The sequence below is a fragment of the Niallia sp. NCCP-28 genome (genome assembly GCF_023168165.1).
GTDB lineage: Bacteria > Bacillota > Bacilli > Bacillales > Cytobacillaceae > Niallia.
In genome coordinates this window covers 626243-638836 of the sequence record NZ_BQYJ01000001.1, presented here as the reverse complement: position 1 = coordinate 638836, position 12594 = coordinate 626243, and the positions used below count along the sequence as shown (strand labels likewise).

Below are 12594 nucleotides of genomic sequence, written 5' to 3'. Positions count from 1 at the left end.
AACAAGAAAAGTGGGAGAAAAGAACACTTATTTTGCAAAATGAATCTAGTAATTTATTCCAATAGGTTATTAATAGAATTATCAAGCCGTTTCTATTACAATAGAACAAGAATTGATTTGAAGGAAGTGTGCTGAAAGTTGGAAAAAAAGAAAAAAAAGAAAACTATACCAATTCGTCTTAATATTATTTTTTTCGCTGTATTTTTATTGTTTTCTGCATTGATCCTCCGTTTAGGATTTGTGCAGATTGTTTATGGCGAAGATTATAAAAGAGAGTTGGAAAAAACAGAAGATGTTACGGTAAACACATCAGTGCCTCGTGGGAAAATTTACGATACAACAGGGAAAACGATTGTGGATAACAAAGCAAAAAATGCCATAACATATACAAATACTGGTGTAAAGCAAGAAGAAATGCTGAAAACAGCAAAACTTTTGGCAACATATATAAAAAAAGATACAAAAAAAGTAACAGAACGGGATAAACAAGATTATTGGATGATAAAAAATCCAAAAGAAGCAGAAAAGAAAGTGACGGCTGCAGAAAAAAAGAAATTGCAGGAAAAATATACGGATGAAGATGAATACAATAAGCAGGTATACAAACTGCAGCTAGAGCGAATTACAGAAAAAGAATTGAATACATTAACACAAAGTGATTTAGAAATAATCGCGATTTACCGAGAATTTTCAAGTGGCTATAAATTAACGCCTCAGATGGTAAAAAATGAAGATGTAACAGATAAAGAGCTTGCCGTTGTCAGTGAAAATTTAGAATCTCTTCCTGGAGTCGAGACGACAACGGATTGGGATCGCATGTATAAATTTAAAGATACATTAAAAACAGTTTTAGGAAATGTCAGTTCTTCAGAAAAAGGTTTGCCGGCAGAGAAGCTGGAGTATTATGAATCAAGAGGGTACAGCCGCAATGATCGTGTCGGGACAAGCTATTTAGAATTGCAATATGAAGATGTATTAAAAGGCCAAAAAGAGAAGGTTCGCAATAAAACCGATAAATCTGGAAACATCACCAGTACGGAAATTATTGCAGAAGGGCAAAGAGGAAATGATTTAGTGCTTTCTATTGATATGGAGCTGCAATTAAAAGTAGAAAAAATTATTGAAGAAGAGCTCCGCAAAGCAAAACAATCAGCTGGAACAGGGCTTTTAGACCGTGCCTATGTGGTATTAATGAATCCAAATACCGGCGAAATATTATCAATGGCTGGGAAACGGTTAGAAAGAAATGCTGAAACAGGAAAAATGGAAATGACTGATGATGCTCTTGGAAATATTACAACAACTTATAATGTGGGATCTGTTGTAAAGGGGGCGACTGTTTTAGCGGGATATAAAACCGGTGCAATTTCTCCAGGAACAGTATTAAGTGATTCAGGACTAAAAATTGCAGGTACTCCATTAAAAAAATCATGGACATATATGGGAGATATCAATGAATTAACAGCATTGCAAAGATCTTCCAACGTTTATATGTTTAGAACCGCTATAAAAATTGCCGGCGGAACATATGCGTATAATCAGCCACTAGATCTTGATACTACTGCTTTTACGACAATGCGTAATTATTATGCACAATTTGGATTAGGCGTACGTACCGGAATAGATTTGCCTAATGAGCAGACTGGGTTTAAAGGAGCGAGTCTAAAACCTGGATTTCTGCTTGACTTAGCGATCGGGCAGTATGATACGTATTCTAATATGCAGTTGGCTCAGTATGTTTCTACCATTGCCAATGGCGGGAAAAGAATGGAACCGCATATTGTAAAAGAAATAAGAGAGCCTGTTTCCGATGAAGACAAGCTTGGACCGATAGTAGAAACAATTAAACCAAAAGTATTAAATACAGTGGATGCGAAGGACTATTGGATCGAAAGAGTGCAGCAAGGCTTTAAAATGGTTGCTCAAACACCAAAGGGAACAGCATATAGTTATTTAGGCGGGAAATCTTATTCTCCTGCTGCGAAAACAGGTACAGCACAAGCTTTTTATGATGGACCATCTAGAAGCAATTATGATGAGCCTCCAGAAGTAATGAACTTAAGTCTAGTAAGTTATGCTCCTAGCCAAAATCCAGAAGTGGCAATGGCTGTATTAGTTCCTTGGGCTTATCAAGGAAGTGTGGATAATGGTGCAAACAAATATATTGGTGAAAGAGTGCTGGATGCCTTTTTTGATCTGAAAAAAGAGCGGCAAAAAGAGAAAGAAGCGGACAAAAAGGACTAAGCAGAAAAGAGAATAACATATAAATTTAGGGTAAAACTAGGAAAAATAGTTTTGCCTTTTTTTATTGAAAAAAATAGTGTCTCTATTCACTCTAGCAAATTTACACAAGCTTTACATTTGATTAAAACTTAATTAATACAAGGAGATTATAGTTAACCTATAAACAAAACAACCATCCTTAGGGGGAATAAAGAAAATGAAGAGCTTAAAAAGAATTGGATCTGTAGCAATGATTGGAGCTGTACTTACACTTGCAGCTTGTGGAACAGGAGCAAATAATGCAAATAGCGATTCAGCCGAAAAACAACTTCAAGGACAAATAAAAATTGATGGATCTTCAACTGTTTACCCAATAATGGAGGCTGTTGTAGAAGAGTATCAGATGGAGCAGCCGAAAGTAAAAGTTTCTGTAGCTTCTTCTGGAACAGGCGGAGGCTTTAAATCATTTATCGCTGGGGAAACAGATTTCAGCAATGCATCACGCCCGATTAAGGATGAAGAAAAAGAAAAATTAAAGCAGAATGGAACAGACTATACAGAATTGCGATTAGCTTATGATGGTTTATCCGTTGTGGTAAATAAAGATAATACTTGGGTTGATCATTTAACAATAGATGAACTAAAGAAAATCTGGCTAGAAGATGGCAAAACAAAAAAATGGTCAGACATTCGTGAAGGATGGCCAGCAGAAGAAATAAAAATGTATTCTCCTGGAACAGATTCTGGCACATTCGATTATTTTGATGAAATTATATTAGATGGAAAACAAATCAATGAAAAAGCGACATTATCTGAAGATGATAATGTATTAGTACAAGGAGTGACAGGGGATAAAAATTCGATTGGCTACTTTGGTTATGCTTATTATGCAGAGAATAAAGAAAAATTAAAAGTAGTGCCAATTGATGGGGGCAATGGACCTGTAGAACCTACAAATGAAACAGTAAAAAGCGGAGAATATGCGCCACTTTCAAGACCATTGTACACATATGTTAAAAATGATTCATTGGAAAAAGAAGAAGTGCAGAACTTTGTTGAGTTTATGATTGATAACGCAGCGGATCTGTCCGAAGACGTAGGTTATGTAAGACTTCCAGATGAAGAATACAAAAAAGATTTAGAAGCAATTAAGGCAGTTAAGTAAAGAAGTGGATGGAGAGCTTTTTACTAAAAAGCTTTCCTTCTTGGCATGTGGATAAAGGGGGATTTAAAAGTGAGTATACAAAACTCAGCAAACCAATCATACTCCGTACAAAAAATGATTGAAGAAAAAAAGAAAAAAGCAAGTGCAAATCAAATGTTAGAGAAACTAATGCCAAAAGTATTGCTGGTAACAGCTGCACTTTCCATTTTGACAACACTGGGAATACTTTTAACATTAATTATAGAGACATTCACTTTTTTCGAAAAAGTATCCATTATCGAATATATTACATCTAAAAAATGGTATCCATTTTCTGAACCAGGTTCTTTTGGCATCCTTCCATTAATTGCAGGAACCGTAAAAGTAACATTGATTGCAGGGATTGTTGCAGTGCCAATTGGGCTTGCTTCTGCCATTTATTTAAGTGAATACGCAAGTGATAAGACAAGACGTATTATCAAGCCGATATTAGAGGTGCTTGCAGGCATTCCAACTATTGTTTATGGTTTTTTTGCCTTAACATTTGTAACGCCTGTATTAAGAGAAATTATTCCTTCTTTGGAAATGTTTAATGCGCTGAGTCCTGGTATTGTCATCGGCATTATGATTACACCGATGATTGCATCTTTATCTGAGGATGCAATGAGCTCTGTACCAAGATCAATGCGTGAGGGAGCCCTTGCTCTTGGATCGACTAAGCTTGAGGTTTCCTTAAAGGTTGTGCTGCCAGCTGCTGTTTCAGGAATTGTTTCTTCTATTGTTTTAGCTTTATCAAGAGCAATTGGAGAGACGATGATAGTTGCCGTTGCCGGAGGAAGCACACCAAACTTAAATCTTAATGTAACAGAATCCATTCAAACGATGACAGCATATATTGTTCAAGTTTCTCAAGGTGATGCAGGGTATGGCACAACTATCTATTACAGTATTTATGCTGTTGGTTTTACTTTATTCCTATTTACTTTACTAATGAATTTACTTGCGCAATTTATCTCTCGAAAGTTTAGGGAGGAATATTAATGAAACTGATTGAGCATACAAAAGTACTGCAAAAAATGAAACCGAGAATTATCACAAATAGCATCTTAAGAGCATTGTTCTTTTGTGCAACTATGTTTGGTTTAGTTGTTTTAGGCATTCTTTTTTATCGGGTATTGACTCAAGGAATTGGCTATTTGGATCTGCAGTTTTTGCAAAGTTTGCCATCTCGTAAACCAGAGCAGGCGGGTGTTTATACAGCATTAATTGGAACTGTATGGTTAATGGCGGTTGTTGCCCCTGTTTCTTTATTAATCGGAGTTGGAACAGCCATTTATTTAGAAGAATATGCAAGGAAAAATAAATTTACAAATTTTATCCAAATTAATATATCAAATTTGGCGGGAGTTCCTTCCATTGTATTTGGTTTATTAGGATTAACACTATTTGTGCGTGCATTAACATTGGGCACAAGTGTTTTAGCAGCAGGATTAACGATGAGTTTATTGGTATTGCCTGTTATTATTGTTGCTTCCCAAGAAGCTATTCGTTCTGTGCCAAATGAACTTAGAGAAGCCTCTCTTGGGATGGGAGCAACAAAGTGGCAGACTATTGTTCGTGTGGTAATGCCAGCAAGCATCCCAGGCATATTAACAGGAGGAATTTTAGCATTATCACGTGCCATAGGAGAAACGGCTCCCCTCGTAGTGCTTGGTCTTCCTCTTTTCTTAGCATTTTTGCCGCGCACGGTATTTGATATGTTTACTGTATTGCCAATGCAAATATATAACTGGACAGGTAGACCTCAAGAAGAGTTTCAAGGTCTAGCAGCAGCAGGTATTCTCGTTTTATTATTTTTATTAATTGTAATGAATTCAATAGCTGTTTTAATTCGAAATAAATTTCAAAAACGTTATTAATTTTTAGTTTCTAAAGGGGGATTTCCATTGAATATGTCAGTGATGCCAAAGCCGGAAAAGAAAAATGCAGAGGTTGAAAAAGAAATGCCGACAAAAGAGAGTGTATATGAAACAAACCAATTAAACCTTTGGTATGGGGAAAACCATGCATTAAAAAATATTAATTTAGATATTAAAGAGAATGAAGTAACATCTATTATTGGACCTTCAGGATGCGGAAAGTCTACGTATATTAAAACATTAAATCGTATGATTGAATTAGTGCCAGGTGTAAGGACTTCTGGTGAAATAAACTATCGTGGCCGAAATATCTTCGACAAAGATTATGGAGTAGAGGAACTTCGAACAAAAGTGGGCATGGTTTTTCAAAAGCCAAACCCCTTTCCAAAATCTATTTTTGAAAATGTTGTGTATGGTCCCAAAATTCACGGCATTCGCGATAAAAAAATCTTAATGGAAATTGCAGAAAAAAGTTTAAGGGGCGCAGCTATTTGGGATGAAGTGAAAGACCGTCTCCATCAAAATGCTTTTGGCTTATCAGGAGGTCAGCAGCAGCGTCTATGCATTGCAAGATGTTTAGCGATTGAACCAGATGTTATTTTAATGGATGAACCTACTTCTGCCCTTGACCCAATTTCTACTTTAAAAGTAGAAGAATTAGTTCATGAGCTAAAAGAAAATTTCAGCATTATTATTGTGACACATAATATGCAGCAAGCTGCACGGATTTCAGATAAAACAGCTTTTTTCCTTAGTGGTGAAGTGATAGAGTATGATCAAACAGATAAAATTTTCTCTAACCCAAAAGATCAGCGGACAGAAGATTATATTACTGGCCGATTTGGCTAATAGGCATATTACTTTACAAAAAGGAGTGTAATAAAAATGGTTGTTAGAGAAAAGTTTGAATTAGGGCTAAAAGAGCTGCAAACAAAATTAACAGAGATTGGCGAATTTTCTATTGAGGCATTGCATCAATCATTAGAAGCATTAGAAACGAAAAATGTAGACTTAGCACTTCAAATTATCGACAATGATGCAAAAGCAGATATGATGTATGAGGATATTAACGACTTTGCGATTTTGCTGATTGCCAAACAGCAGCCTGTTGCCATTGATTTGCGCAGAATTATTATTGGCATTAAAATTGCGACAGATATTGAAAGGATTGCCGATTTTGCAGTAAATATCGCAAAAGCAACGATTCGCATTGGCAACCAAGAACTGGTAAAGCCTATTGTACATGTGAAAAAAATGTTGGAAATTACAAGCAATATGCTTCACTTAGCGCTAAAAGCTTATAATGAAGAAGATGTAAAGCTGGCCAAAAAAATTGCCGAGATGGACGACGAAGTAGATGATTTAAATACACATGCGATTCGAGAGCTTATGGAAATCAGCAGACAAAAACCTGAGTTTGTGCAGCAAATTTCTCAGTTATCCTTTGTTTGCAGATACCTTGAACGCGCAGCAGACCATACAACCAATATTGCCGAAAATGTTTTTTACCTTGTAAAAGGAAGACATTACGATTGGTAATAAAAACCTCCTATTTTTGATTATATGGATCATATAATCAAAATAATAGGAGGTTTTTGACATTTCTGCTTACAGTGTTTAATCCCATTAACGGGGAGTTTCTCCCGTTAATACTTGATTGAAATTTTACTGTATATTGGCTTCTGTTATCGACAAACGTTATTTTGTGATCAGTTCTGCAATTTGTGTATAAGTCATATCTTTTTTTATTGTATATTTTCCAAGTTGAACTTTCGTATGGTAATCTTTTTGAATTAAAAACTGTGCGAATTTTTTTTCATTTTTGATCATCTTTTTATTTGCAAGCTTTTTGGCGATTTCTTCTGTACTCATCCCTTTTACAATATGAAGCTGATAAGAAGACGGAATTGTTTTTTTTGCTTCCGTTTTTTTGTTTTCTGCTTCATTTGCTGAGGAAGCGATTTGTTTTTCAAGTGTTGAAATTTTTGTTTGAAGCTGTTCATAATCTGTTTTGCTTAAGATAGTATAACCTTTTTCCATTACAATTCTTTTGGCTTCTTCTGAATCGGGTTTTGTGCTTTTTTCTTTATCTTGCAAAAAATAAAAGACGCCGATTAGAGAAACAGAAAAAAATATACCAAATGCAAAGGATCTTATTTTATGTTTATTCATCTAACTTTCCATTCTCCTTTGCTTCCATAATAATGCGCTCCACTTCATAGATGGATAAGGAGGATTGATTGGCAATTTGCTCAACAGGGACACCTTGGGCTGCCAACGACCATATTTGATTTTTGATAATAGCATGTATAGAACTTCCTTTAGTGGCCCTTGCAGAGGCTGTACTGCTGTAATTAGGCGATAAATCTATCGTATCGAGCAAAAGTTCCTCTTCTAATAGTTTCAATTTTTTTTTCACCTTATGTAATTCTTGATATGTTTGCAATGATAATTGATCCATTGTATCTTGCAGAGATTTATAGGGATCTTTTGCAAAAAAAGAAAAGATAAATAACAGGATGGAAACGCCTAATAAGCTGAGCATAACTATTAACATAAATAATGAATTCACCTCTAAATTTGTATAAGTATCTAATAGTATCTTACCATTTTCCCTATATGATGCAACGATTCCTAAACAACTGCAGCAAAAAAGAGAAAAGGAAGTGAAACTTGCAAATAAAAGTTAAGAGCTTGCTTTAGAAAATCTGCAAAGAAAATGAGAAAATGTCGGATTGTGAGAGGGAATTATGTATGCAGATGTCGAAACAGTGCAGCTGATTGTGTCAAAACAAGGTAACAGAAAAAAAATATCCAGCAAAAATCTCTGGAGCTAGTGAGATAGGCATTTTACGACAAAATCTGTTTATTGTAGCATCTATTAATCAGTGATAACATAAGAGTATAAATAAATTGCCATAAATTTTGCATCTTGTGCATACAATAATAGATTTGTTTACCATTCATTTGATGTGTTCATGTATCTTTTGTGAATTTCTTTTTTATAGAATTAAAAAGTTTAGAGATTCCATAAAAAAAGAAAAAAATCATTTGTTTAAAATAACATAACTTATATTCTAAAAAAGGGGTGCTACTTTCTTGCTAGAACAAATCCTTGAACTAAGAAGAAAGGGACTGTCTTTTCGAAAAATCGCCAAAGAATTAGAGTCTACGGTCGGAAAAGTCCAATATCAATGGAATAAGTATATGAAAAGTTTACAAGAAGAGGAGAAAAATGCAGTAGATACAGAAGTGAAAAGCCGGCAATCAAAAGCAAACGATAAAAGTGAAATCGCTTCTTCTGAGCAATTAATGAAGACAAGCATTCAAGAGCTGCTAGGCAATAATGGAATGGAAGCAAGAGTTTCAGCGGAAACAGGTGCTTTTGTATTTTGGAGAATTCCCCAAGGCAAATGGAGCATCCTTCTCCAATACTATGGAATCAAGCAGGATCAATGTGCTTTTATCCTGAAAGTAAATGATATAACAAGCATTATCTATAATGGAAAGAATGCACACTCAACTAAACAAATTGAATTGCAAAATGGCATAGAACATGCTGTCATCGAGGATTTACAAGCAAATCGCAGCTACTGTTTTGAAGTGGGAGTGCTTGATCATTACCAGGCATTTATTCCTATCCTGCAATCTAATCCAATTCAGCTTCCAAGAACGAATAAAAATCACACAGGCGCTTTAGCTAGGGACATGGAGACATGGGTAAAGGGAAATTCAGCTGCTCCAAATTGGATTGAACATGTCAGCACATACAGCTATTATGAAACGGAACGGGAGGATGTAAAGAAAAAATGAATTATTCTTACTTTCAAGCAATTGTGTATGCGAATCTTCCATTTATCAACCTATTTTCAAAAGAACAGGATACAAGAAATAAATTATATAAAGAGTCTGCTTCCTTCATCAACTTCTTGCAATATGTAGAGCAGGAAAGAGAACATTATACCATACAGCTTGCCATCCCTCCATGCTACTATGACATACTTGAAATGCCTTTTTTTCAAAAAGAGATGACTGAATTTTTGGAAAAGGAAAAAGAGCATTATGAAAAAGAGCTGCAATATTGGAAGGAACATTCCAAGCAGCTGAATAAGGGAATCAGCCATTTATTATCCCAAAATAAAATAGAGATATTAGCAAGTGCCGCAACATTTAGCGAGTTAACAAACCTGACTACTGAAAAAGGTGTTAGAAAGCATATAGATAAAGGACGAGCCATTATTGAAAGAGTATTCAACTATAAACCAACAGGGTTTTGGTTTCCTAATGGCAGCTACACGCCAGGGTTGGATTTGCATGTGAAAAATGCTGGCTTTGAATTTAGTTTTCTAAAAGGAGAGACAATTAAATTCAGCGATCCCCTGCCTAATGAAGAAGGTACCGCTGTTGTCTCCCCGCATGGGTTAATGTTTTTCCCCATTGAAGAATCATTAATTACTATCATTCAAAACACACAAAATAATAGAAATGATATACAAAACGAAATAGTTTCGATTGTAAATGCTTATAATCATTATCGGCATCAAGGTGTTATCACTATGGCAATAGAGCTGACAACCTTTAATGAAAGACGGAGTGAATTAAATAAAGGCATGATGTATGTAATGGATGAAGGATTTATTGCCAACATTTCCCCAGTTGCGTATCAAAAACAGTTTAAAGAAGATTTGGATCAAGTACATCTTTGTGCAAGCTGTTTGAAAAATAAAGATGCTTCTACTTTTATTGAATTTGGCCCATATTATGCTGCCGGTTCCTTTATTGAAAAACAATGGGAATACATTATTGGCACATCCGACTTTTATGCTCATACAAGGGTAGTAGAACAGTTAGAGAAAGAATGGTTTTTACTTGCTGGAATGCTTTCTGAGGTGAATGAAGAAAATAAGGAATTGGCAGAAAACCATATAAAAGCAGCAGAAAAATTACTTTCATTTTTGCAAGGATCTTGTGATGCGGAGTGGCTTCAAGAAAGAGAAAAAGACATTCCTATCTTAAATGATGCAATGATTCCAGCAGAGTCAAAAGAAATAGGAAACAAAGAAAACAGCAATAAAAAGATATTGATTCTTTCATGGGAATACCCTCCAAATATAGTAGGTGGACTTGGAACTCATGTTGCCGGTTTAACAAACAGCTTGGCGAAAAAAGGGTATGAAGTGCATCTTATTACAGCACAAAATATAAAATTAGAAGAGTTAGATAGAGAAGAAAAAGCTGGCTTATTTGTATACAGAGTAAAACCGCTCAATAGTTTAGAAGAAAATTTTATTCATTGGGTTGCCGGATTAAATATGAGAATGTGGGAGAAAGGGATGGAACTTGCAGCATCGATTGATTTTGATTGTATTCAAGCACATGATTGGCTTGTAGGTGCCGCTGCCATTTCATTGCAAAAAGAATGGAATGTCCCTCTTATTTCGACCATCCATGCGACTGAACATGGAAGAAATGGCGGAATTCATACGGAAATGCAAAAATTTATTCATGAGAAAGAAAGTCAATTAATTCAAGAATCGAATGGAATCATTGTTTGCAGCGACTATATGAAGGAAGAACTGATTCGAATTTTTCAAGTGGATCAAAATAAAATATATATCATACCAAATGGAGTTGATATGTCATTTTCCTGTGAAACAGCCTATGCTACCATTAGCAGCTTGCCTATTACCAGTGAAGAAACAGTCATTTTTGCTATTGGAAGGCTTGTAAAGGAAAAGGGATTCGGAACATTGCTGGAAGCAGCGAAAAAAATCAGCATGTACAATCAAAAGGTATGTTTTGTTCTTGCCGGAGTTGGTCCAATGTATGAGGAATATAAAAGTTATATAGAAAAAAACGGGTTGCAATCGGTGGTCTTTTTAGTCGGCTATTTGCAGGAGGATAAAAAGAAAGCATTATATGAACGAGCAGATATTGTAGTGATACCGAGCCATTACGAACCATTTGGCATTGTTGCATTAGAGTCCCTTGTTTACGGAAAACCAACCATTATTAGCAATACTGGAGGGTTAAAAGCAATAGTAGAGCATCAAAAAAGCGGAATAGTAATAGAGCCTGCGAATACAGAACAACTTATCCAAGGAATTTACTTTTTATTGGAAAATGACAAGAAAGCAGAAGAAATCGGAAAAAATGGAAGAAAACTGGTGGAGCAGTTATTTGGATGGAATCGCATTGGGGATGAGACAATGAGAGTATTTGATGAGGTGGCTATCCAGTATAAAATGAAAGAGACGGTATATGAAATCGGCAACTCATAGTCGCTTTGGAAAGATTTCTGCTAAGGCAATAAAAATAAATTAAAAAAGGTGAAATGAGGATGAAATCAGAAGCTTACTTAAATACAGATTATCAATGTATTCAAAAAGAAGCTACCGTTGGAAGATTGATTGGCACTCCTGGAATATGGATAGATGGAAAAACATACTGGATACAAAATGGATATGAGAAATTAATTCCTGACCATTCTATTTCAGTGCATATAAAACATCTTTCCAAACACTCAAAGATCCAATATAGCGAGATTTATGTAAGAAATCATTCCTCTGTTACAAAACAGTTGAAAATATTGATGCTGAATCATTATACGAAACCTTTTAAAGAGCATTTGGCCTTTGTTTCTCCTACTGATAATGTAATTTTTCACTCTGTTGACCAGGATTTGTTTCTAGTGAACGGTGAATGCAATGGCTATAAAATGGAGCAAAGAACAATCCAGCCCTTTTGGAATATCCATACAGAACATATATGGAGCAAACACGGAACTGGAATTTTAAAATACCAGCCAATGGGAAAAGGAGCCTCAGTCAGTATTTTCTCCTTAAATGCAGAAATAAACCCTCATTCCTCGGCGATTGGCAGAGCATGGGCTATCCATGGCAAAGAAAAACAAGATGTAATGGCAATGAATTCTTATCTAATAAAAAATCATACTAGCATTTCCTAACAAAAAGTGTTATCATATAAAAGTCGTATGCACGAACTAGTATAGCAATAGTTTGGAGGGAAATAACATGCGTGTAAACATTACGTTAGCTTGCACAGAATGTGGAGATCGTAACTACATTTCTAAAAAAAATAAACGAAATAACCCAGATCGTCTTGAGCTAAAAAAATATTGCTCAAGAGAAAAACGTACTACAACTCACCGCGAAACAAAATAAGCAGAGGGGATATCCCTTCTGTTTTTTTTGTATGCAATTTTTTTAGCGAAGAACTTGTTAAAAAAACTCTTTTTGCAAACTTTGTTGTTTTGCGGAAATTAATTTATGACGCATTAACGGGCTT

Annotated in this window: 12 protein-coding genes; 10 read left to right on the top strand and 2 right to left on the bottom strand. The window is 35.3% G+C overall.

Annotated elements, in window-relative coordinates; genetic code table 11:
• Positions 1-138 precede the first annotated feature (138 nt).
• The 6 genes from NCCP28_RS03290 (at position 139) to phoU (ending at position 6825) form a co-directional block, all read left to right on the top strand.
• Entirely contained in the window at positions 139-2244 is a 2106-nt protein-coding gene (locus tag NCCP28_RS03290; protein ID WP_248559958.1) for a peptidoglycan D,D-transpeptidase FtsI family protein, read from the top strand.
• Positions 2245-2440: 196 nt separating this feature from the next.
• On the top strand, positions 2441-3388 hold the full coding sequence (locus NCCP28_RS03285) for a PstS family phosphate ABC transporter substrate-binding protein (RefSeq protein WP_248559957.1): 948 nt from the start codon (positions 2441-2443) through the stop codon (positions 3386-3388).
• 114 nt (positions 3389-3502) lie between these two features.
• The gene (pstC, locus tag NCCP28_RS03280) at positions 3503-4408 is read left to right on the top strand and encodes a phosphate ABC transporter permease subunit PstC (protein WP_375709369.1); all 906 of its coding nucleotides are present in this window, start codon (positions 3503-3505) and stop codon (positions 4406-4408) included.
• Positions 4408-5286 carry a phosphate ABC transporter permease PstA gene (gene pstA / locus NCCP28_RS03275; protein WP_248559955.1) on the top strand — a complete coding sequence of 293 codons (879 nt, stop codon included), beginning with the start codon at positions 4408-4410 and terminating at the stop codon, positions 5284-5286. The genes pstC and pstA overlap by 1 nt, the downstream gene beginning before the upstream one ends.
• Positions 5287-5370: 84 nt before the next feature.
• Positions 5371-6135 carry a phosphate ABC transporter ATP-binding protein PstB gene (gene pstB / locus NCCP28_RS03270; protein ID WP_375709368.1) on the top strand — a complete coding sequence of 255 codons (765 nt, stop codon included), beginning with the start codon at positions 5371-5373 and terminating at the stop codon, positions 6133-6135.
• Positions 6136-6171: 36 nt separating this feature from the next.
• Complete coding sequence (gene phoU, locus NCCP28_RS03265; protein WP_248559954.1) at positions 6172-6825, top strand: phosphate signaling complex protein PhoU; 654 nt, start codon at positions 6172-6174, stop codon at positions 6823-6825.
• A 159-nt stretch (positions 6826-6984) separates the two neighbouring features.
• Here phoU and NCCP28_RS03260 read toward each other — a convergent pair whose 3' ends face one another.
• Positions 6985-7458: an endolytic transglycosylase MltG gene (locus NCCP28_RS03260; RefSeq protein WP_248559953.1), complete on the bottom strand. Its 474-nt coding sequence runs from the start codon at positions 7456-7458 to the stop codon at positions 6985-6987.
• Positions 7451-7843 carry a hypothetical protein gene (locus tag NCCP28_RS03255; RefSeq protein WP_248559952.1) on the bottom strand — a complete coding sequence of 131 codons (393 nt, stop codon included), beginning with the start codon at positions 7841-7843 and terminating at the stop codon, positions 7451-7453. The genes NCCP28_RS03260 and NCCP28_RS03255 overlap by 8 nt, the downstream gene beginning before the upstream one ends.
• 542 nt (positions 7844-8385) lie before the next feature.
• On the opposite strand from NCCP28_RS03255, the gene NCCP28_RS03250 reads away from it, so the two are divergent.
• The 4 genes from NCCP28_RS03250 to rpmG all read left to right on the top strand — a co-directional run bounded on the left by NCCP28_RS03250 (position 8386) and on the right by rpmG (position 12470).
• Positions 8386-9099 carry a DUF4912 domain-containing protein gene (locus NCCP28_RS03250; RefSeq protein ID WP_248559951.1) on the top strand — a complete coding sequence of 238 codons (714 nt, stop codon included), beginning with the start codon at positions 8386-8388 and terminating at the stop codon, positions 9097-9099.
• Positions 9096-11567 (top strand): glycosyltransferase, encoded by a 2472-nt coding sequence (locus NCCP28_RS03245; protein WP_248559950.1) that lies wholly within the window; start codon positions 9096-9098, stop codon positions 11565-11567. The genes NCCP28_RS03250 and NCCP28_RS03245 overlap by 4 nt, the downstream gene beginning before the upstream one ends.
• A 59-nt stretch (positions 11568-11626) precedes the next feature.
• Entirely contained in the window at positions 11627-12253 is a 627-nt protein-coding gene (locus tag NCCP28_RS03240) for a hypothetical protein (protein WP_248559949.1), read from the top strand.
• Positions 12254-12320: 67 nt separating this feature from the next.
• Positions 12321-12470 (top strand): 50S ribosomal protein L33, encoded by a 150-nt coding sequence (rpmG, locus tag NCCP28_RS03235; protein WP_101175018.1) that lies wholly within the window; start codon positions 12321-12323, stop codon positions 12468-12470.
• Positions 12471-12594 lie beyond the last annotated feature (124 nt).